This is a genomic window from Agromyces ramosus (assembly GCF_030817175.1).
In the GTDB taxonomy this organism is placed as follows: Bacteria; Actinomycetota; Actinomycetes; order Actinomycetales; family Microbacteriaceae; genus Agromyces; species Agromyces ramosus_A.
Genome location: NZ_JAUSYY010000001.1, coordinates 1,417,797 through 1,437,394 on the forward strand (window position 1 = coordinate 1,417,797; position 19,598 = coordinate 1,437,394).

Consider the following 19,598-nt stretch of genomic DNA (forward strand, 5'->3'; position numbering starts at 1 on the left):
CGCTGTGTGCGCGCCCAGGGCCACCGGGAATGCGGCGACCAGCGCCTATTCTACGTCAGCGAGGTCGTCCGCAGCCAGGCCGACCCCGCGAGCGCCCACCCGACGCCCGGTAGACTTGCACGGTCAGGCATCCGCCCGCGGCATCCGCCTCGCCGCCCTTCTCTGGAGTTCGCCACCTGTGACCGCTCAGACTCCCGCCACGACTCCTGCGCCCGCGAAGGTCCAGCTCGACACCGTCGAGTTCGCCGCGACCACGCCCGAGAAGGAGCAGCCGTACGCCGCGCTGGGCTTGAAGCCCGACGAGTACGAGCGCATCCGCAACATCCTGGGTCGCCGGCCCACGAGCGCTGAGCTCGCGATGTACTCGGTGATGTGGAGCGAGCACTGCTCCTACAAGTCGTCGAAGATCTACCTGCGCCAGTTCGGCAAGAAGGTCACGCCGGCGATGAAGCAGCACCTCATGGTCGGCATGGGCGAGAACGCCGGCGTGCTCGACATCGGCGAGGGCTGGGCCGTCACCTTCAAGATCGAGTCGCACAACCACCCGAGCTACATCGAGCCGTTCCAGGGCGCGGCCACGGGCGTCGGCGGCATCGTGCGCGACATCATCTCGATGGGCGCACGCCCGGTCGCGGTCATGGACGCGCTGCGCTTCGGCGCGATCGACCACCCCGACACGGCTCGCGTCGTGCATGGCGTCGTGTCGGGCATCAGCTTCTACGGCAACTGCCTCGGCCTGCCGAACATCGGCGGCGAGACCTGGTTCGACCCGGTGTACCAGGCGAACCCGCTCGTGAACGCCCTCGCGGTGGGCGTCATGCGCCACGAAGACCTGCACCTCGCGAACGCGAAGGGCGCCGGCAACAAGGTCGTGCTGTTCGGCGCGCGCACGGGCGGCGACGGCATCGGCGGCGCGTCGATCCTCGCCTCCGACACCTTCGCCGAGGGCGGCCCCACCAAGCGACCCGCGGTGCAGGTCGGCGACCCGTTCGCCGAGAAGGTGCTCATCGAGTGCTGCCTCGAACTCTTCGCGGGCGACCTCGTCGAGGGCATCCAAGACCTCGGTGCGGCCGGCATCTCGTGCGCCACGTCCGAGCTCGCGTCGAACGGCGACGGCGGCATGGCGATCGTGCTCGACGACGTGCTGCTGCGCGACCCGTCGCTCACGCCCGAAGAGATCCTCATGAGCGAGAGCCAGGAGCGCATGATGGCCATCGTGCGTCCCGAGAAGCTCGACGGCTTCCTCGAGGTCGTGAAGAAGTGGGATGTCGAGACGAGCGTGCTCGGCGAGGTCACCGACACCGGCCGCCTCAGCATCATGTGGCACGGTGAGGAGATCGTGAACGTCGACCCGCGCACCGTCGCCGTCGACGGTCCCGTCTACGAGCGCCCGGTCGCCTACCCCACCTGGATCGACGCGCTCCAGGCCGACACGGCGGCGAACCTCGATCGCCCGGCGACCCCCGACGAGATCCTCGAGCAGTTCCTGCGGCTGGTCGGCAGCGCCAACCAGGCCGACGCCGCGTGGGTCACGAACCAGTACGACAAGTACGTGCTCGGCAACACCGCGCTCAGCTACCCCGATGACGCGGGCATGGTGCGCGTCGACGAGCAGACCGGCCTCGGCGTCGCCGTCGCCACCGACGCGAACGGCCGCTACTCGCAACTCGACCCGCGCCAGGGCGCGAAGCTCGCCCTCGCCGAGGCGTACCGCAACGTCGCGGTCACGGGCGCCGTGCCCATGGGCGTCTCCGACTGCCTGAACTTCGGCTCCCCCGAGAACCCCGAGGTCATGTGGCAGTTCTCCGAGACCGTCGAGGGCCTGAGCGACGGATGCCTCGAGCTCGGCATCCCCGTCACGGGCGGCAACGTCTCGTTCTACAACCAGACCGGTGACGTGCCGATCCACCCGACGCCCGTCATCGCCGTGCTCGGCGTGATCGACGACGTCGCCCGCCGCATTCCGAGCGGCTGGCAGGACGACGGCCACAACATCTACCTCCTCGGCGACACCCGCGCCGAGCTCGACGGCTCCGCGTGGGCCGGTGTCGTGCACGACCACCTCGGCGGTCGGCCCCCGGCGGTCGACCTGCCCGGCGAGCAGCGTCTCGCCGAGCTGCTCCGTGCCGCGGCGGTCGAGGGCCTCATCGACTCGGCGCACGACCTCTCCGACGGCGGCCTCGCGGTCGCACTCGCCGAGGCGGTCGTCCGCTTCGGCGTCGGCGCACGGGTCTTCCTCGGCGAGGTCACCGGCGATGCCGACATCGACGTCGCCACGGCGCTGTTCTCCGAGTCGGCCGGCCGGGTCATCGTGAGCGTCCCACGTGAAGACGACGTGAAGTTCCGCGGCCTCTGCGACGGCCGGGGCTACCCGGTGCGGCGCATCGGCGTGACCGACGCGGCATCCGGTGCCCTCGAGGTGCAAGATGTCTTCACCGTCACGGTCGAAGAACTGCGCACCACCAACCGCGCACCGCTCGCCGAGGCGTTCGGCGCGGTCGTCGGGTACTGAGCGAGCGGATGCCGCAGGCAACCGGAATGAGCCACCGATGATCGCCGAGGCGACCGGAGGCTCGCATCCCGATCATCGCGGCTACCCGCCGCGCTCTGCCCGGGAGCACGGCTTCTTCTTCGCCTGGCGCCGCTGGAGCGGCACACCCGCCCTGCCGGAGCACACGGCGAGCGACCTGCGCTGGTTCGAGCTCGACGCCATGCCCGACGACGTCGTGCACCACGAGCGCCTCGTGATCGAGCGGCTGCGCGACGGCGCGCTCGAGCCGATCACCTCCTTCGGGTTCTGAGGCGCCCCCGATGCCCGTCGAGTCGTACCTTCTCACCGCGATCCCGGCCGCCTTCGTGCTCGTCATCGTCGTCGGCATCGTCGTCCGCTGGGTGCGGGCACCCCGCGGTGCACGCTCGCGGCTCCGGCACGCGTTCGGACCGATCGCGAGCGCCGGAGAGACCTACCAGCAGCTGCACACCGGCCAGCAGGGGCTCCAGGAGTCGATCATCGAGTCCGTGCAGGAGCAGGAGATCGGCGGCGCCGAGCAGGCACACGGCGACACGACCGCGCCGACGCAGCCGGGCGGCGTCCGCTTCAGCGGCGACCGGCGGTAGCCGGCAAAGACGCCGGTCAGGCGCCCGCTGGCGGGTGCACGAGCAGGTCGACGCGGTCGGCGAGATACCCGTCGAGCGCGGTGAGCGCATCGGGCTGTGCGGGGCTCCAGCGCACGAACACCTCACCGTCGCGAAGCACGAGCGGTCCGGATGCCCCGGCGCGCGCGAGCTCGTCGAGGTCGATCGCGCTCGCATCGAAGTTCACGGTCTCCCCTTCCGGGATGCCGCCCTTGACGGCGGCCGCGCGAAGCGCGCGCTGCTCGGCGACCGTCGCCGCGGGGACGCTCCGCCGAGCGGGACGCTCGGCGCGCACGACGCGACCGGCCGCGAGCACGTCGCCCGCGTCGTCGAGCAGCAGCACGCCGAGCCGCCACACGCGACCCCGGGGCACCATTCGGGCGGCACGGGTGATGCCGAGCACCCGCCGCTCGGGCTCGAGGTCGGCGAGGGTCTCGGTGCGGGCCGCGCCTGCGCGCAGTGCGGCGACCGCAGCGCCGGCGAGCGCGGCGATTCGCGCGAGCGACGGCTCAGGGGCATCCGTCATCTCGACCTGCCGATGAGTTCGAGCAGCGCCCGGCCGTAGGCCTCCGAGACGTCGGGATGCTCGAACCGCCGCCGATCGCCCGCGATCTCGACCTCGACCTCGAAGGCGTCGTCGAGCCGCCGCAGCGCGCGGAAGGTCGATCGGAGCAGCTCCCGCAGCTGGTCTTCGCGTGGCAGCCACACGGCGTCGGCGAGCGCGACCGAGTCGAGCGCCCACTCGGTGGTGCCGTTGAAGCCGAGGATGGTGCCGGTCGGGTAGCGATGCGCCTCGATCGTCATGTCGCTCACCGTGAAGACGTCGGCCTCGACCTCGGATTCGACGGCGTCGGGGAGGTCGAGCTGGAACCGGTCGCCGGACTCGGGATGCCACGTGAGTCCGGCATCCCGGAGCGCGATCGCGAGGTCCCGGCTGATCATGGCGTGCGCGCCGCCTCGGGCTCACTCACGCGATCAGCTCGCGGCCGCCGCCCGCGGCTGGGCCTGCTCGCTGTAGGTCGCGCTCACGAGGATCGGCATGTGATCGGATGACCCGCGCTTCAGGGTCTCGACGCCGCTGATGTCGAGGCCGACCGACGTCGCGAGGTCGAAGTGCCCGCGGAAGAACTTGTAGCGCGTGTACGTGCGCTTGTCGCTCAGGGTCAGCTCGTAGCCGGTGTCACGCACCTTCTCGCCGAGGTTCTCCTTGAAGATCGGGTAGTTGTAGTCGCCGACCATGAGCGTCGGGAGGCCCGGCCCGAGCAGCTGCAGCTCCCCGAGCGCCGACTTGATCTGGTGACGTCGCAGCGAGTTGAGCGCCGTGAGTGGCGCCGCGTGGAATGACGCGACGATCAGTTCGCGCTGCTCGGCGAGGTCGAAGAGCCGCACGCCGATGAGGCGCTCGTGAGCCGGGCGCAGCACACGATCGTGGAGCGACTTCTTCAGCACGAAGGTCTGCACCTTGACCGCCCGGTAGCGGTCGGCGCGGTAGTAGACGGCCAGGCCCAAGCGGTTGCGCATCGTCGAGTCGGCGAGCTGCAGCGAGTGGATGTGCGACGGCAGCTCGCGCGTGTCGGCCTCCTGCAGGCAGAGCACGTCGGGCTCGTAGCGCTCGGCGATGCCGACGAGCTCGCCGCTGGCCCGGTGCTTGCGAAGGTTGTAGCTGATCACTCTCATGTACGGACCAGCCTATGTCGCCGTCGCCCACTGGCAATGCCTGTTCACGCCGTGCGCCGTCCCGGCGCCACGCCCACGCGCACGTGCAACCCGGTGCCCGCCTCCTCGAGTGCGGCATCGAGCTCGGCGAGCGGATGCGTCGCACCGACGAGCTCGTCGAGCGGCAGGACCCGCCACGAGCGTTCCAGGAACGCGGCCGCCCGCGTGAGCTGGTCAGCCGTGGCGCCGCGGACTCCCGTCACGGTGACGAGCCGGGAGGCGAGCGCCTCAGGGTCGATGGGGAGTTCGGGGCGGTCGCGGCGGTCGCCGCCCCTGCGGTCGCCGCCGGCGAGAACGACGACACCGCCGACCCCGATCACGTCGATCGCGGTGCGCGCGGCCGCAGCGGCACCGGATGCCTCGATCGCGACGAGCACCTCCGGTGACGCGGCGGTTCCGAGCGCGACGTCGAGGTGCTCGAGCGAGCCCGGGCGCGCGGCCGGGTCGCTCGTGGCGGCCCCGAGCCGGCGGGCGAAGGCACGCCGCGAGGCATCCGGATCGGAGACGATCACCTCGGCTCCGGCTTCGCTCGCGAGCGCCGTCACCGACAGGCCCAGCATGCCGGCGCCCGTGACGAGCACGAGGGCTCCGTCGAGCGGGACCCGGGCGGATGCCGCGTCGAGCGCCGCCACCGCCGTCGCCGTCGCACACGACGCGGTCGCCGCGACGGACGCGGGAAGCTGCTCGCTGACACGCACGACCACGGTGCCGGCGCGCAGCTGCACGTGCGTTGCGAACGCACCCGAGAGCTCCCAGCCACGATGCACGCGCTCGTGCCCGTACCTCGCGATGGCGCGGCACGCCTGCGAGAGGCCCCGGCGGCAGCGATCGCACGTGCCGCAGCTCGCGCCTACCGACCAGACGACGCGGTCGCCGAGCTCGAGCGGCGTGCCGTCGGCGCGAGCGGCGGCCTCGCCGACCGCCACGACGCGGCCGACCGCCTCGTGCCCGAGCACGAGCGGGGTCGGCGCCGCACGCTGCCCGCGCACCGTCAGCACGTCGGAGCCGCAGATCGTCGCGAGCTCCACCTCCACGAGCGACTCCCCCGTCGCGAGCCGAACCCCCGGTGCCGCAAGCGCCTCGTGCGGCCGGCCGGGCTCGTTCCACGCCATGGCGACGGGCGACGGCTTGACGATGACGTCGCACTCACCCACTCGCACCACCGTGTGCATCGCGCCTCGCCCCTCGTCATCTCCGCGCCGGTCGGGCGCGTGTTCATCTGACGGCTCACGGTATCCAGCCGCGCACAACGGCGAGCGGACCGGCGGTTGCCGGGAGGTGAACCGCTCGCGGCAGGCGGCGGACCCGCGGAGCGCCGGGTGGACTACCGTGGTCGCATGCGCCGGGACCGCACCGTCTCCGTCTTCGCGATCGCGATCGCCGCTGCGCTCGCGCTCGCCACGGGCGGCTGCACACCGGCCGAGTGCGCACCCGATGAGGCATCCGCCACGGTCACCGTGCACGCGGTGAAGCCGGGCGTCGCAGCCGTGCAGTGCTGGTCGGGGTGCGCCGACGAGGTGCGCGACCTCGAGCCCGGCGCCGACGACGACAGCAACGGCAGCTGGATCGTGCCACTCGCCACCGACCGTCCCGAGACGGTCACCCTCGCCGCGCGTGACGCCCACGGCAGCCTGCTGTTCGGCCAGCGCTTCCAGGTCGAGTGGTCAGGATGCCCCGCCGCGCCGACCCGCGACGTGCTCGAGCTGTTGCAACCCGAGGGCGGCAGCGAGCCGGGCTCGAGCCGGCTCCCGAGCTGACGAGCGGCTCACTCCCGCCGCGAGCGGCGGGGTCGGATCCGTGCCGGTCCGAGCGCAGCGCCGAGCCCGATCACGATGAGGCCCGCGAAGAGCCAGCCGTAGCGCGCCGTCAGCACGCCGATGATCGCGAGCGCGATGCCGATGGACACACTGACCCGGGCGAGCACGAGGCGCACCTTCGGCCGCGAGAAGAACGGCCGATCGACGGGCTCGGTCACGCGCCGACCGTGAAGGACTCACCCGTGGCGTTCTCGGCGAACGCCCAGAAGTGCGCGCCGACATCAGGATCGGTCGATGTGCGCGTCGGCGTGTGCAGCGCCGGCTCGCCCTTCATCCACCATCGCGGCCCCCAGTACTGGCCGCCGATCGCTGCCGGCGAGGTGAGCGCGTGCAGCGTCACCTCGGCGCCGCGGTGCTTGCCCTGCGACCACGCGGCCTGCAGGGAGTCGGCGAAGCGCGTGCGGGCGTCGGGCTCGTTGACGCCGGGCACCCGCGGCGTGCGTCCGCTGATGGAGTAGCCCGGGTGGGCGACGAGGCTCGACACCGGGGCATCCGCCGCCCGCAATCGCCGGTCGAGCTCGAACCCGAGCACCTGCATCGCGATCTTCGAGTGCGCGTACGCCCGCCAGAAGTCGTAGCCGAGCGTGAGCTGCAGGTCGTCGACGCGGAACGTCGAGAGCCGCGTCGCGAGCGAGCCGAGCAGCACGACGCGCGCACCGGGAGTGAGGAGCGGCAGCACGCGGGCGAGCAGCGCGAAATGGCCGAGCACGTTCGTGGCGAGCACGAGCTCGTTGCCGTCGGCGGACTCGAGCCGGGCGCCCGGGGTGTGCACCATGCCCGCGTTCGCGACGACGCCGTCGAGCGGGCCGGCGGTCAGCGCTGCGGCGCCGGCGCGCACCGACTCGAGCGACGACTGGTCGATCACGAGCGTCTCGACGGATGCACCGGGCCGCGCGCCGCGGATTGCGGCTGCCGCCGCCTCGAGCCGCTCGGGGCTGCGTGCGCTCAGCACCACGTGCGCTCCGGCGCCCGCGAGCCTCGCGGCCGTGAAGAACCCGACGCCCGCACTCGCGCCGGTCACGAGGAAGCGGCGGCCGGCCTGCGACAGCAACGGGGGCGGGTACCAGTTCACAGCTCGCCCGATGCTCCGGAGCCGCTGCCGTTCGCCAGCTCCTCGTGATGCTGGATCACCTCGGCGACGACGAAGTTGAACCACTTCTCGGCGAACGCCGGATCGAGGTGGGCGTCGATCGCGAGCGCCCGGAGCCTGGCGATCTGACGCCGCTCGCGGTCGGGATCGCTCGGCGGCAGGCCGTGCTCCGCCTTCAGGCGACCCACCTGCTGTGTGAACTTGAACCGCTCGGCGAGCAGGTGGATGAGGGCCGCATCGATGTTGTCGATGCTGGAGCGGATGCCGAGGAGCTCGCTCATGGCGGCATCCCGTTCGTCGAATGGCCCGTCGGTCATGCTGAAAGCCTACCCGCGCTCGCCACGCGCCGCGGGCCCGTTCAGGCCGTCGCCGCGGCCTCCGCCGCGGCCCGCGCGAGCATGCGACGCGTGGCGAGCAGCCCGATCCACACGACGCCGATGCCGGCGGCGAGCACCCCCGCGATCACCACGAGCGACAGCGGGGCGACGATGAGCGTGACGCCCGTGAGGGGCAGCATCACGACGGCCGCGGTGACGGCGGAACCGAGCGCCGTGATGCGCAGCGGCGACATGACGGCGCGCCGGCGCGCGGCATCCATCGTCTCGGTCGGCATGCCGAGCATCCCGAGCGAGCGGTAGAGCTCTCCGCGGTCGAGGATCCCTGCAGCCTGGTTCACGCCGACGGAGCAGGCGACCATGAGGAACGAGGCGATCACCGTGATGAGGATGCCGGTGCGGATGTCGCCGAAGAGCTCGAGGCTCGCGGCATCCGCCGCCTCCCCGAATGAGCCGACGACCGCAACGCCCGTGCCGGCGAAGACCGCCATGAAGCTCGTCATCGCGACGCCCGAGACCTGCCGCCACGCCGCCTTCGGCGACTCGAGCACGGCCCGTGCCGACAGCAGCCTCGTGGGCGTCTTCGCGCGCTTCGCCTGACCCTGCGCGACGAGGCGGATGACCCACGGCCCGATGAGGTTCAGCACCGCGACGGCGCCGCCGAACGCGAGCGCGAGCATCGCGAGGATGACCAGCGCCGAACCGGCCACCTGCAGCGCGCTCATCAGGAGGAACGCGACGGCGATCACGACGACGCCGATCGCGAGGCGGAGCCAGTGCAGACGCGGTGCCTCCTGGCGGGTGCGCACGCCGAGGGGCGAGATCACGACCTGGCGGAGTCCGAGCACGGCGCTCACGATGGCGAGCAGGGTGACGCCGATGGGCACGCCGACGAGCACCTGCCACGGCAGGAGCACCCCGGCCACGCCGAGCGCGTCGCCGCGGAACGGGATGAGGGCGATGAGCGGCACGAGCGCGAAGTACACGCCGACGCCGATCACGGCGCCGGCGAGGGCGAGCACGGCCGACTCCAGCACGGCGAGCGCCGACACCGTCGCGGGCGTCGCGCCGAGGAGGCGGAGCGTCGAGAGCCGGTCGTCGCGGCGCCGGGCCGACAGTCGTGCCGCCGCGCCCCCGAGCGAGGCGAGTGGCACGACGAGGAGCGCCAGCGCCACGACGGCGAGCGCCTGATACGTGACCGCGGTGTCGTCGGTCCAGGTCCAGAACGACTGGGCGCCGCCGGTGACGGTGAGCAGCAGCGCCGTCACGATCGCGAACGCCGTGACGGGCAGCATGCTCGCCGCGAGGCCCGCCGTTCCCGGGCGGGCGAGGAGCCACGCGACCCGGGCGATCATGCCGGCACCCGCTCGCCCACGATGCGGCCATCGCGCATGTCGACGATACGCGAGCACCGGCCCGCGACCACGGCATCGTGCGTGACCACGACGAGCGTGCGGCCCTGTCCGACGGTCGAGTCGATGAGTGCGCCCATCACGTCGGCCGAGGTGACCGAGTCGAGCGCGCCGGTCGGCTCGTCGGCGAAGACGACGGATGCCCCGGTCACCTGCGCCCGCGCGATCGCCACGCGCTGCGCCTGGCCGCCCGAGAGCTGCCCGATGCGGCGGTCCTCCATGCCGGCGAGGCCGAGCGCGGCGAGCCAGCCCCGCCCGTACTCCTCGGCGCGGGCGCGCGGCATCCCGTTCAGCATCAGGGCGAGTGCGACGTTCTCGACGGCGGTGAGCTCGGGGATGAGCAGTCCCTGCTGGAACACGAACCCGAAGGCCTCGCGCCGCAGCCGCGACCGCTCGCGCTCGCTGAGCGCCGTGACGTCGACGCGTCCGGCGCCCCCGGACTGGAACGCGACCGCCCCGGCGTCGGGGCGGGTGATGCCCGCGAGGCAATGCAGCAGCGTCGTCTTGCCCGAACCTGACGCACCCATGATGGCGACCGACTCGCCGGTGCGCACGGAGAGGTCGACGCCCGCGAGCGCATGCGTCGAGCCGAATGACTTGCTGAGGCCGGATGCCTCGATCACGAAGGAACTCATGATCTCGAGCCTGCCCGCGCCGCGCGGTGCGGCGCGTCGGCCGCGGGCGGTATCCCGGTCGCGTTCGCGTCATCCTGGCGGATGACGATGCGGCGCGGCATCCGGCCCCCACCGGATGCCGCGCCGCGGCCTCATGCACCGGAGATCAGCGCGGCGTTGCCCGCCGGATCACGAGGTATCCGCCGACGGCGCACACCACCGCGAGTGCCAGCACGATGCTGAAGACCCCGATGATGCCGATGCTGCCGAACCACTCGAACAGTGCCGGCCAGCTGCCGCTGAACGTCGCGATGGCGATGAAGGCGAGGAGGAGCGCGATCGCGCTGAACAGCACGATCATCATGCCGCGGATGCGCCACCGCATGTAGACCGTCGTGACGCTCGCTCCGATGAAGAGCACGAGCAGCTGCAGGGCCAGGGTCGTGTAGAAGTCGGTGAGCCAGCCCTGCTGCCCGTACCAGAGCGAGTCGAACATGGCGATGCCGACGCCCCAGCCGTCGGTCGCCTTCTCGATCTGCACGAGCGTGGCGATCGCGATCGCGTTCAGGAGGGAGACGATGCCGAACATGATGGCCGTACCGAGCCAGAAGTCGCGCCGGGTCGCGCCGAAGCCGAGCGCGAACGAGAACGTCAGGCCGATTGCCTGAACGCCGACGACGACGAGGTACCACTGCGGCGAGAGCACCGCCCAGCTGTAGCGCATGCCCTCCTGCATGTCGTCGGCGGGCCCGCCCGCGCCCGTGATGATGAGCCCGATGATCATCATGATCGCCCACGCGGAGCCGAGGATGATCCAGGGCACCCCGAAGAAGATCGCTGGGTTGACGCAGTGCAGGCGCACGATGCGCCAGATCTCGTGGGCCCGCGAGCGGGCCTCGGTGCGCACGATCGGCTGATCGATCACGGCGGTCATGCGGCGACCTCCCCTTCGGTCGAGTCGGCACGCAGGTCGGTGCCGGTCAGGTGGATGATGAGCTGCTGCAGCGAGACGGGTGCGAGCTCGAGGCCGAGTTCGGCCGCCCGGATGCGGTCGCCCTGGTCGAGTCGGCCGTCGATGGTGGCGGATGCCAGTCCGCCGAGGCCTTCACGTCCGATGACGGGCCGGTCGGCCACGAAGGACTCGACCGCAGCGCGCGGCCCGGCGACGGTCGTGGCCGACCCCCGCAGCTCGTCGGCATCGCGATCGAAGAGGATGCGGCCCTGGTCGATGAGGATCACGTGCTCGAGGAGGTTCGCGACCTCGTCGATCAGGTGCGTCGAGAGCACGATGGTGCGCGGGTGCTCGGCGTAGTCCTCGAGGAGCCGATCGTAGAAGATGTGCCGCGCGACCGCGTCGAGCCCGAGGTAGGGCTCGTCGAAGAAGGTGAGCGGCGCGCGAGAGGCGAGTCCGACGATGACGCCCACGGCCGAGAGCTGCCCGCGCGAGAGCTTCTTGATGCGGCGCTTGAGCGGGAGGCGGAAGTCGGCGACGAGCTGCTCGGCGAACGCGGCATCCCAGTGCTCGAAGAACCACGGCGCGGACTTGAAGACGTGCGCTGGGGTGAAGTCCTCTGGGTAGCGCTGCGACTCGGCGATGAAGCACATACGGCGGAGCACATCCGCATGTTCGGCGGGTTCGCGTCCGAAGACCGAGAGCTCGCCGGCATCGGGGAACAACTGCCCCGTGAGCATCTGCATGATCGTGGTCTTGCCGGCGCCGTTGCGCCCGAGGAGCCCGTAGATGCGGTTCTCCTCGAGCTTGAGCTCGACGGCGTCGACCGCCGTGAATGAGCCGTAGCGCTTGGTGAGTCCGTTCGCTCGGACCACGGTGCGGGTCATGACTGAATCCTTTCCGCGCGGAGCAGCCCCGCGAGTTCGTCGATGCCGATGCCGAGCTTCTCGGCTTCGATGATGAGTGGCCTGATGTACTCGGTGGCGAAGTCGGCCCGTCGACGTTCGATGAGGCGGGCGCGGGCTCCCGGGGTCACGAACATGCCGATCCCCCTCCGTTTCGCCACGATGCCGTCGTCGACAAGGCGATTCACCCCTTTCAATGCGGTGGCCGGGTTGATGCGGTAGAACGACGCGAGCTCGTTCGTCGAGGGGATCTGCTCGTCCTCCTTGAGGGAGCCCTCGATGATCTCGTTCTCCACCTGTTCAGCGATCTGGATGAAGATCGGACGCGATTCGTCCATGCCGGCCTATCTGTTGATGTGAATGAACTTGGTTGGTTCATTACTTGTGTAACTAACCAACCATGTGCGGCGCCGTCGTGTCAAGTGCGAGTTGCGCTCGCGGTGCCAGGGTGAGCGCCAGGCGGCACCAGGAGCATCAGGCGGTCGCGGCAACGCGGCGGCGCGGCATCCGGAGCCGGCCCTGTGCGAGCAGGATGCCGAGCAGCACGAGCACCGCACCGACGGGCTCGTGCCACGAGAAGCGCTCGCCGAGCAGGATCACGCCGAGCGCGACGCCCACGACCGGGGTCACGTAGGTGACGGTCGAGGTGCCGGTCGGCCCCCATGCGCGGAGCACGTTGATGTTCCAGATGTAGGCGAGCCCCGTGCCGAGGATGCCGAGCGCGAGGAGCGACCCGACGATGGCCCAGTCGAGCTCGATCGGGGAGAGCGCGAGCCAGGGCGTGAGCACGAGCATGACGACGGCCGAGACGCCGATCGAGAGGAACGCGAACGTGGCCGGGGCGATGGGGCGCTGGCTGAGGAACCGGCGCTGGTAGCCGAAGGTGAAGCCGTAGCAGAGGGTGGCGACGAGGCAGGCGAGCTGCCCCGCAAGACTCCCGGTGAGGGCCTGGTACTGCCACGGCGCGATGATGACGAACACCCCGGCGATGCCGACGCCGACGCCCGCCCAGCGGCTGAGGCCGAGCCGCTCGACGCGGAACACGAGCGTCGCCATGAGCGCCGTCATGATCGGCGTCGTCGCGTTGTAGATGGACGCGAGGCTCGACGAGACGTACTGCTCGGCCCACGCGAAGCACAGGTACGGGATGACGCACGTGGTGAGCGACACCACGAGGAAGTGCAGCCACACGACTCGCTCGCGCGGCAGTACCGGCCCCGGCGTGCCGTCGGCGCGGGGCACGCGCGGACGCATGATCAGCACGATGACCCCGAGCGCGAGTGCTCCGAGCACGGTGCGCGACCACGCGACCTGTCCGAACGAGACGCCGTCGAGGGCGACCTTCATGAAGAGGAAGCTCGCCCCCCAGACGACGCCCATCGCGAGGAACTGCACCCACGTCGAGAGCCGCTGGCGGTTCGGGGCGGATGCCGCGGCGACGGGGTTCGGTGCGGTGGTGGTGCTCACCGGTCGAGCGTACGCCCGCCCACCGACGCGCGGACATGCCCGCGGAGGTGCTTGTCCGGAATCCGCCGGAGGTCGGCAGTCGCGGCCGCCTCGGGTCTGGATCCACCCTGCCGCTCGGCCGCGCACGCGCCTAGGCTGGCGCAATGACCAGCCATTTCGATGTCGTCGTCCTCGGCGCCGGACCCGGCGGGTACGTCGCCGCGGTCCGTGCCGCACAGCTCGGGCTCCGCACTGCGGTGATCGAGGAGAAGTACTGGGGCGGGGTGTGCCTCAACGTCGGATGCATCCCCTCGAAGGCGCTCCTGCGCAACGCCGAGCTCGCCCACATCTTCCACACGCAAGCCGCGACCTTCGGCATCTCGGGCGACGCGACGTTCGACTACGGCGTCGCGTTCGACCGCAGCCGCACGGTCGCCGACGGGCGCGTCAAGGGCGTGCACTACCTGATGAAGAAGAACGGCATCACCGAGTTCGACGGCCGAGGCACGTTCCGCGACGCGAACACGATCGACGTCGCGAAGGCCGACGGATCGACCGAGACGCTGACGTTCGCGAACGCGATCATCGCGACCGGCTCGCGCGTGAGGCTCCTGCCCGGCGTCGAGCTGAGCGAGAACATCGTCACGTACGAGTCGCAGATCCTCGCCCGCGAGCTTCCGCGCTCGATCGCGATCGTCGGCGCCGGCGCCATCGGCATGGAGTTCGCGTACGTCCTGAAGAACTACGGCGTCGACGTGACGATCATCGAGTTCCTCGACCGCGCGCTCCCCAATGAAGACGTCGACGTCTCGAAGGAGATCACGAAGCAGTACCGCAAGCTCGGCGTGCCGATCCTCGCCTCGACGAAGGTGCAGACGGTGACCGACAACGGGTCATCCGTCACCGTCACGTACACGGGCGCCGACGACCAGCCCGGCTCGTTCGAGGTCGACCGCGTGCTCATGGCGGTGGGCTTCGCGCCGAACGTCGAGGGCTTCGGGCTGGAGGCCACGGGAGTCGCCCTCACCGACCGCGGCGCGATCGGCATCGACGAGTTCATGCGCACGAACGTGCCGCACATCTTCGCCATCGGCGACGTCACGGCGAAGCTCATGCTCGCGCACGTCGCCGAGGCGCAGGGCGTGGTCGCCGCCGAGACCATCGGCAATGCCGAGACGATGGAGCTCGGCGACTACCGCATGATGCCGCGCGTCACGTTCTGCCAGCCGCAGGTGGCGAGCTTCGGCCTCACCGAGCAGCAGGCGCGCGACGAAGGCTACGACGTGAAGGTCGCGACGTTCCCATTCACGGCGAACGGCAAGGCGCAGGGGCTCGGCGAGCCGGCCGGGTTCGTGAAGCTCATCGCCGACGCGAAGTACCTCGAGCTCCTCGGCGGTCACCTCATCGGCGCCGACGTGGGCGAGCTCCTCCCCGAGCTCACGCTCGCCCAGAAATGGGACCTCGGCGCCCTCGAGCTCGGCCGGAACGTGCACACGCATCCGACGCTGTCGGAGGCGCTGCAGGAGGCGTTCCACGGGCTCGCCGGCCACATGATCAACATGTGAGTTCCCTGTCTGGTCATTGAGGAACCCTCGCCCTCGCACCTTTGTCGGGAGTAGGTTGCGATCAGGCATATCCACTGGGGGGAACGCACATGAATCCTGATCGTCACGCGCGAACGATGCTTCCGATTCCCGACCTGCCTGCGCCGGGTCTGACCACGTATGACGCGAAGAATCCCGACACTGCCTTTCCGCCGATCGAGCCGCTGGTGCCACCGGAGGGCGCACCCAACGTGCTGATCGTGCTCATCGACGACGTCGGCTTCGGCGCATCGAGCGCCTTCGGCGGCCCGTGCGAGATGCCAGCCGCAGAGCGGCTCGCCGCGAACGGGCTGAAGTACAACCGCTTCCACACGACCGCGCTGTGCGCGCCGACGCGCCAGGCGATGCTGACCGGCCGCAACCACCACTCGGTCGGCATGGGCAGCATCACCGAGACCGCCACCTCGGCGCCGGGCAACAGCTCGCTCCGGCCGAACACGAAGGCGCCGCTCGCGACGACGCTCAAGCTGAACGGGTACTCGACAGCGCAGTTCGGCAAGTGCCACGAGGTCCCGGTGTGGCAGTCGTCGCCCATGGGCCCGTTCGACGCGTGGCCTTCGGCGGGCGGCGGGTTCGAGACGTTCTACGGCTTCATCGGCGGCGAGAACAACCAGTGGGAGCCCGCGCTGTACAACGGCACCACGCCGGTCGAGCCGCCGGCGACCGCTGAGGAGGGGTACCACCTCACCGAGGACCTCGCCGATCACGCCATCAGTTGGGTGCGCACCCAGAAGGCGCTGATGCCCGACAAGCCGTTCTTCATGTACTTCGCCCCTGGCGCGACGCATGCACCGCACCACGTGCCCACGGAGTGGGCCGACAAGTACGCGGGCAGGTTCGCGGGCGGCTGGGACGCGCAGCGTGAGAACACGTTCGCGCGGCAGAAGGAGCTCGGGGTCATCCCGGCCGATGCCGAGCTGACGCCGCGGCACGACGAGATCCCCGGCTGGGACGACATGCCCGACGAGCTCAAGCCGGTGCTCGAGCGACAGATGGAGGTGTATGCGGGATTCCTCGAGCACACCGACTTCCACGTCGGCCGCGTGCTCGACGCCATCGAAGACCTGGGCGCGCTCGACAACACCCTCGTCTACTACATCATCGGCGACAACGGAGCCTCCGCCGAGGGGACGGTGAACGGCGCCTTCAACGAGATGGCGAACTTCAACGGCATGGCGGCGCTCGAGACGCCCGAGTTCATGGTGTCGAAGATGAGCGAGCTCGGCACGCCGAGCTCGTACAACCACTACGCGGTCGGCTGGGCGTGGGCCATGAACTCCCCGCTGCAATGGACCAAGCAGGTGGCGTCGCACTGGGGCGGCACCCGCAACGGCACGATCGTGCACTGGCCGAACGGCGTCGAGGAGAAGGGCGGATTGCGCACGCAGTTCACGCACTGCATCGACGTCGCCCCCACGATCCTCGAGGCGGCCGGGCTGCCCGAACCGACGATGGTGAACGGCGTGCAGCAGTCGCCCATGGAGGGGACGAGCATGCTGTACAGCTTCAACGAGCCCGACACCCCCGAGCGCCACGACCTGCAGTACTTCGAGATGTTCGGCAACCGCGGCATCTACTACAAGGGGTGGAGTGCCGTCACGAAGCACCGCACCCCATGGGTCATGACGGGCGGCGCGCTCGCGGCCTTCGATGACGATGTGTGGGAGCTCTACGACGGCAGCGTCGACTTCAGCCAGGCCCGCGACCTCTCGGCCGAGCAACCTGAGCGGCTGCACGAGCTGCAGCGGCTGTGGCTGATCGAAGCGGTCAAGTACAACGTGCTGCCCATCGACGATCGGGGCGCTGAACGGCTGAACCCCGACCTCGCCGGCCGGCCGACCCTCATCCACGGCACGTTGCAGATGCTCTACGCCGGCATGGGGCGACTCTCGGAGAACAGCGTCGTGAGCATCAAGAACAAGTCGTTCTCCGTCACCGCCGAGATCGAGGTGCCCGAGGGCGGAGCCGACGGGGTCATCATCGCCCAGGGCGGTCGCTTCGGCGGCTGGAGCGTGTTCCTCAGCGGCGGCGCAGCCAAGTTCGTCTACAACGTGCTCGGGATCCAGTCGTTCGCGACCGAGGCCAGATCGCAGGTGCCGGCCGGCACGCACCAGGTGCGCATGGAGTTCGCCTACGACGGCGGCGGACTGGCGAAGGGCGGCGACGTGGCGCTGTACTACGACGGCGAGGAGGTGGGCACCGGCCGGGTCGGCGCGACCCAGGCGATGATCTTCTCCGCCGACGAGACGACCGACATCGGCTACGAGTCGGGCACGTCGGTCAGCCCCGACTACACGGCGCACTCGAGCCGGTTCACCGGCAAGATCCACTGGGTCAAGATCGACACCGGCGACGACGACCACGAGCACCTGATCGACCCCGACGAACGCCTGCGCGTCGCGATGGCGCGGCAGTAGCGACCGCCAGGCACGACAACGGGGGCGGATGCCGCAACGTGAAGTTGCGGCATCCGCCCCCGTCTGTTCATCCGACGCGGCATGGGCAGGCGATGCCGCCGCGTCGAAGGCCTAGTGCTGCGTCGCCTTCTCGGCGCCCACGCCCGTGAGCGAGCGCACCTCCATCTCGGCCTGCTTGACCGGGTCCTCCGTGTTCTTGTCGAGCACGGTGCCGAGCCAGCCGAGGAAGAAGGCGAGCGGGATGGAGACGATGCCGGGGTTCGACAGCGGGAAGATCGCGAAGTCGATGTCCTCCGTCTTCAGCATCGACGTCACGGAACCCGAGACGACCGGCGAGAAGATGATGAGGATGATCGCCGACGCGAGGCCGCCGTACATGCTCCACAGCGCACCCTGGGTCGTGAACCGCTTCCAGAACAGCGAGTAGACGATCGTCGGCAGGTTGGCGGATGCCGCGACCGCGAAGGCCAGGGCGACGAGGAACGCGACGTTCTGCCCGTTCGCGCCGATGCCGCCGATGATCGCGACGATGCCGATGATCACCACGGTGCGACGCGCGACCTTCACCTCGGCACCCGCTGCGGGCTTGCCCTTCTTCACGACGCTCGCATAGATGTCGTGGGCGAAGGAGGCCGCCGCCGTGATCGTGAGGCCGGCGACGACCGCGAGGATCGTCGCGAACGCGATCGCCGAGATCAGGCCGAGCAGCACCGGCCCGCCGAGCTCGAACGCGAGCAGCGGGGCCGCCGAGTTCGGGCCGCCGGGCGCCGCCGCGATGGCCTCGGGGCCGACGAGCGCCGCCGCACCGTAGCCGAGCACGAGCGTGAAGACGTAGAAGATGCCGATGAGCCAGATGGCCCAGACAACCGACTTTCGCGCCTCCTTCGCGGTGGGCACCGTGTAGAAGCGCATGAGCACGTGCGGCAGTGCCGCGGTGCCGAGCACGAGGGCGAGGCCGAGCGAGAGGAAGTCGACCTTCGCGACATCCGACACGCCGTACTTGATGCCCGGGTTCAGGATCTCGGGGTTCCCGGCCGCCGCCACGGCGCTGTCGAGGAGCGTGGAGAAGTTGAAGCCGTCGATGGCCAGCACCCACACCGTCATCACGCCGGCGCCCGCGATGAGGAGCACCGCCTTGATGATCTGCACCCAGGTGGTGCCCTTCATGCCGCCGATGAGCACGTACAGGATCATCAGGCCGCCGACGACGGTGATGACGAGCGCCTGTCCGAGTTGATCGCCCACGCCGAGCAGGAGCGAGACGAGACCGCCAGCACCCGCCATCTGCGCGAGCAGGTAGAAGAAGCACACGACGAGCGTGGTGGTCGCGGCCGCGATGCGCACCGGCCGCTGCTTCAGGCGGAACGAGAGCACGTCGGCCATCGTGAACCTGCCGGTGTTGCGCAGGAGCTCGGCGACGAGGAGCAGGGCGACGAGCCACGCCACGAGGAAGCCGATCGAGTAGAGGAACCCGTCGTACCCGGTGATGGCGATCGCGCCGACGATGCCGAGGAACGAGGCCGCCGAGAGGTAGTCGCCCGCGATCGCGGAGCCGTTCTGCCCGCCCGTGAACGAGCGGCCGGCGGCGTAGTAGTCGGCGGCGGTCTTGTTGTTGCGGCTCGCGCGGAACACGATGATCATCGTGATCGCGACGAACGCGCCGAAGATCGCGATGTTCAGCCAGGGCTCACCGGGTGACGTGGTGGTGGCAGCGGTGTGCAGCATCAGCGGTTCACCTCCGCAACGGATGCCGCGCCAGTCGCCTCGAGCTCAGTCGTCTCGAGCTCATCGCGCAGGTCCGCGGAGAGCGGGTCGAGTCGCTTGTTCGCGAAGTGCACGTACCAGGTGGTGACCGCGAAGGTCGTGACGACCTGCGCGAGGCCGAGCAGGATGCCCACGTTGACGCTGCCGAACACCGGCGTCGACATGAAGTCGTGGGCATAGCCGGCGAGGAGCACGTAGGCGACGTACCAGAGGAGGCACACCCCGAGCACCGGGAAGACGAAGCTGCGGTGGGTGCGACGGAGCTTCTGGAACTCCGGTGATTGCTGGACTGCGCGGTAGTCGATGTCGGACCTGGCCGACCTCTCCGCGCTCAGGGCTTCGTTGCCCATGGCGTCTCTCTCCTTCGAGGGGGTTCGGCGGGCGATCGGCC

General features: G+C 70.3%; 21 protein-coding genes. 6 read left to right on the forward strand and 15 right to left on the reverse strand.

Annotated elements, in window-relative coordinates:
- Nucleotides 1-178: 178 nt before the first annotated feature.
- From purL to QFZ26_RS06645, 3 genes are read left to right on the forward strand one after another with little or no spacing between them, the layout of a single operon-like run.
- The gene (gene purL, locus QFZ26_RS06635) at nucleotides 179-2,512 is read left to right on the forward strand and encodes a phosphoribosylformylglycinamidine synthase subunit PurL (RefSeq protein WP_307040432.1); all 2,334 of its coding nucleotides are present in this window, start codon (nucleotides 179-181) and stop codon (nucleotides 2,510-2,512) included.
- Nucleotides 2,513-2,549: 37 nt separating this feature from the next.
- Entirely contained in the window at nucleotides 2,550-2,801 is a 252-nt protein-coding gene (locus tag QFZ26_RS06640) for a hypothetical protein (RefSeq protein ID WP_307040434.1), read from the forward strand.
- Nucleotides 2,802-2,811: 10 nt separating this feature from the next.
- Complete coding sequence (locus QFZ26_RS06645) at nucleotides 2,812-3,117, forward strand: hypothetical protein (protein WP_307040436.1); 306 nt, start codon at nucleotides 2,812-2,814, stop codon at nucleotides 3,115-3,117.
- 16 nt (nucleotides 3,118-3,133) lie between these two features.
- Here the strand turns inward: QFZ26_RS06645 and QFZ26_RS06650 are convergent, their stop codons facing one another.
- From QFZ26_RS06650 to QFZ26_RS06665, 4 genes are read right to left on the reverse strand one after another with little or no spacing between them, the layout of a single operon-like run.
- Nucleotides 3,134-3,661: a hypothetical protein gene (locus tag QFZ26_RS06650; protein ID WP_307040438.1), complete on the reverse strand. Its 528-nt coding sequence runs from the start codon at nucleotides 3,659-3,661 to the stop codon at nucleotides 3,134-3,136.
- Complete coding sequence (locus QFZ26_RS06655) at nucleotides 3,658-4,077, reverse strand: pilus assembly protein CpaE (protein ID WP_307040440.1); 420 nt, start codon at nucleotides 4,075-4,077, stop codon at nucleotides 3,658-3,660. The genes QFZ26_RS06650 and QFZ26_RS06655 overlap by 4 nt, the downstream gene beginning before the upstream one ends.
- Before the next feature lie 33 nt (nucleotides 4,078-4,110).
- The gene (locus QFZ26_RS06660) at nucleotides 4,111-4,812 is read right to left on the reverse strand and encodes an endonuclease/exonuclease/phosphatase family protein (RefSeq protein WP_307040441.1); all 702 of its coding nucleotides are present in this window, start codon (nucleotides 4,810-4,812) and stop codon (nucleotides 4,111-4,113) included.
- 44 nt (nucleotides 4,813-4,856) lie between these two features.
- Nucleotides 4,857-6,023 carry an alcohol dehydrogenase catalytic domain-containing protein gene (locus QFZ26_RS06665; RefSeq protein WP_307040443.1) on the reverse strand — a complete coding sequence of 389 codons (1,167 nt, stop codon included), beginning with the start codon at nucleotides 6,021-6,023 and terminating at the stop codon, nucleotides 4,857-4,859.
- Between the two features lie 165 nt (nucleotides 6,024-6,188).
- Here QFZ26_RS06665 and QFZ26_RS06670 point away from each other — a divergent pair, with 165 nt between their 5' ends.
- On the forward strand, nucleotides 6,189-6,608 hold the full coding sequence (locus QFZ26_RS06670) for a hypothetical protein (protein ID WP_307040445.1): 420 nt from the start codon (nucleotides 6,189-6,191) through the stop codon (nucleotides 6,606-6,608).
- Between the two features lie 8 nt (nucleotides 6,609-6,616).
- Here QFZ26_RS06670 and QFZ26_RS06675 read toward each other — a convergent pair whose 3' ends face one another.
- The 9 genes from QFZ26_RS06675 to QFZ26_RS06715 form a co-directional block, all read right to left on the reverse strand.
- A complete protein-coding gene (locus QFZ26_RS06675; RefSeq protein WP_307040447.1) occupies nucleotides 6,617-6,826 on the reverse strand; it encodes a hypothetical protein in 210 nt (69 codons plus the stop codon).
- Nucleotides 6,823-7,740: an SDR family NAD(P)-dependent oxidoreductase gene (locus tag QFZ26_RS06680; RefSeq protein WP_307040449.1), complete on the reverse strand. Its 918-nt coding sequence runs from the start codon at nucleotides 7,738-7,740 to the stop codon at nucleotides 6,823-6,825. Before QFZ26_RS06680 ends, QFZ26_RS06675 begins: the two co-directional genes overlap by 4 nt.
- Entirely contained in the window at nucleotides 7,737-8,075 is a 339-nt protein-coding gene (locus QFZ26_RS06685; RefSeq protein WP_307040451.1) for a chorismate mutase, read from the reverse strand. Before QFZ26_RS06685 ends, QFZ26_RS06680 begins: the two co-directional genes overlap by 4 nt.
- A gap of 41 nt (nucleotides 8,076-8,116) precedes the next feature.
- Nucleotides 8,117-9,448, reverse strand: coding sequence for an FtsX-like permease family protein (locus QFZ26_RS06690; protein ID WP_307040453.1), 1,332 nt, complete (start codon nucleotides 9,446-9,448; stop codon nucleotides 8,117-8,119).
- Nucleotides 9,445-10,140 (reverse strand): ABC transporter ATP-binding protein, encoded by a 696-nt coding sequence (locus QFZ26_RS06695; RefSeq protein WP_307040455.1) that lies wholly within the window; start codon nucleotides 10,138-10,140, stop codon nucleotides 9,445-9,447. Before QFZ26_RS06695 ends, QFZ26_RS06690 begins: the two co-directional genes overlap by 4 nt.
- Before the next feature lie 145 nt (nucleotides 10,141-10,285).
- Entirely contained in the window at nucleotides 10,286-11,053 is a 768-nt protein-coding gene (locus QFZ26_RS06700) for a hypothetical protein (protein ID WP_307040457.1), read from the reverse strand.
- Complete coding sequence (locus QFZ26_RS06705) at nucleotides 11,050-11,958, reverse strand: ABC transporter ATP-binding protein (protein ID WP_307040459.1); 909 nt, start codon at nucleotides 11,956-11,958, stop codon at nucleotides 11,050-11,052. Before QFZ26_RS06705 ends, QFZ26_RS06700 begins: the two co-directional genes overlap by 4 nt.
- The gene (locus QFZ26_RS06710; protein ID WP_307040462.1) at nucleotides 11,955-12,314 is read right to left on the reverse strand and encodes a GntR family transcriptional regulator; all 360 of its coding nucleotides are present in this window, start codon (nucleotides 12,312-12,314) and stop codon (nucleotides 11,955-11,957) included. Before QFZ26_RS06710 ends, QFZ26_RS06705 begins: the two co-directional genes overlap by 4 nt.
- Nucleotides 12,315-12,450: 136 nt before the next feature.
- Nucleotides 12,451-13,356 carry a DMT family transporter gene (locus QFZ26_RS06715; RefSeq protein WP_373460752.1) on the reverse strand — a complete coding sequence of 302 codons (906 nt, stop codon included), beginning with the start codon at nucleotides 13,354-13,356 and terminating at the stop codon, nucleotides 12,451-12,453.
- 230 nt (nucleotides 13,357-13,586) lie between these two features.
- On the opposite strand from QFZ26_RS06715, the gene lpdA reads away from it, so the two are divergent.
- Entirely contained in the window at nucleotides 13,587-14,987 is a 1,401-nt protein-coding gene (gene lpdA / locus QFZ26_RS06720) for a dihydrolipoyl dehydrogenase (protein WP_307040465.1), read from the forward strand.
- An 89-nt stretch (nucleotides 14,988-15,076) separates the two neighbouring features.
- Nucleotides 15,077-17,443, forward strand: a complete 2,367-nt coding sequence (locus QFZ26_RS06725; protein WP_307040467.1) for an arylsulfatase — start codon at nucleotides 15,077-15,079, stop codon at nucleotides 17,441-17,443.
- A 111-nt stretch (nucleotides 17,444-17,554) separates the two neighbouring features.
- Here the strand turns inward: QFZ26_RS06725 and QFZ26_RS06730 are convergent, their stop codons facing one another.
- Nucleotides 17,555-19,168 (reverse strand): solute symporter family protein, encoded by a 1,614-nt coding sequence (locus QFZ26_RS06730; protein ID WP_307040469.1) that lies wholly within the window; start codon nucleotides 19,166-19,168, stop codon nucleotides 17,555-17,557.
- On the reverse strand, nucleotides 19,168-19,557 hold the full coding sequence (locus QFZ26_RS06735; protein WP_307040471.1) for a DUF485 domain-containing protein: 390 nt from the start codon (nucleotides 19,555-19,557) through the stop codon (nucleotides 19,168-19,170). The genes QFZ26_RS06730 and QFZ26_RS06735 overlap by 1 nt, the downstream gene beginning before the upstream one ends.
- Nucleotides 19,558-19,598: the final 41 nt, after the last annotated feature.

Coding starts and splice junctions, on each gene's coding strand:
- QFZ26_RS06640 (WP_307040434.1), top strand. CDS start 2,550: ATGATCGCCGAGGCGACCGGAGGCTCGCATCCCGATCATCGCGGCTAC.
- QFZ26_RS06645 (WP_307040436.1), top strand. CDS start 2,812: ATGCCCGTCGAGTCGTACCTTCTCACCGCGATCCCGGCCGCCTTCGTG.
- QFZ26_RS06650 (WP_307040438.1), bottom strand. CDS start 3,661: ATGACGGATGCCCCTGAGCCGTCGCTCGCGCGAATCGCCGCGCTCGCC.
- QFZ26_RS06655 (WP_307040440.1), bottom strand. CDS start 4,077: ATGATCAGCCGGGACCTCGCGATCGCGCTCCGGGATGCCGGACTCACG.
- QFZ26_RS06660 (WP_307040441.1), bottom strand. CDS start 4,812: ATGAGAGTGATCAGCTACAACCTTCGCAAGCACCGGGCCAGCGGCGAG.
- QFZ26_RS06665 (WP_307040443.1), bottom strand. CDS start 6,023: ATGCACACGGTGGTGCGAGTGGGTGAGTGCGACGTCATCGTCAAGCCG.
- QFZ26_RS06670 (WP_307040445.1), top strand. CDS start 6,189: ATGCGCCGGGACCGCACCGTCTCCGTCTTCGCGATCGCGATCGCCGCT.
- QFZ26_RS06685 (WP_307040451.1), bottom strand. CDS start 8,075: ATGACCGACGGGCCATTCGACGAACGGGATGCCGCCATGAGCGAGCTC.
- QFZ26_RS06690 (WP_307040453.1), bottom strand. CDS start 9,448: ATGATCGCCCGGGTCGCGTGGCTCCTCGCCCGCCCGGGAACGGCGGGC.
- QFZ26_RS06695 (WP_307040455.1), bottom strand. CDS start 10,140: ATGAGTTCCTTCGTGATCGAGGCATCCGGCCTCAGCAAGTCATTCGGC.
- QFZ26_RS06700 (WP_307040457.1), bottom strand. CDS start 11,053: ATGACCGCCGTGATCGATCAGCCGATCGTGCGCACCGAGGCCCGCTCG.
- QFZ26_RS06705 (WP_307040459.1), bottom strand. CDS start 11,958: ATGACCCGCACCGTGGTCCGAGCGAACGGACTCACCAAGCGCTACGGC.
- QFZ26_RS06710 (WP_307040462.1), bottom strand. CDS start 12,314: ATGGACGAATCGCGTCCGATCTTCATCCAGATCGCTGAACAGGTGGAG.
- QFZ26_RS06715 (WP_373460752.1), bottom strand. CDS start 13,356: ATGGGCGTCGTCTGGGGGGCGAGCTTCCTCTTCATGAAGGTCGCCCTC.
- lpdA (WP_307040465.1), top strand. CDS start 13,587: ATGACCAGCCATTTCGATGTCGTCGTCCTCGGCGCCGGACCCGGCGGG.
- QFZ26_RS06725 (WP_307040467.1), top strand. CDS start 15,077: ATGAATCCTGATCGTCACGCGCGAACGATGCTTCCGATTCCCGACCTG.
- QFZ26_RS06730 (WP_307040469.1), bottom strand. CDS start 19,168: ATGCTGCACACCGCTGCCACCACCACGTCACCCGGTGAGCCCTGGCTG.
- QFZ26_RS06735 (WP_307040471.1), bottom strand. CDS start 19,557: ATGGGCAACGAAGCCCTGAGCGCGGAGAGGTCGGCCAGGTCCGACATC.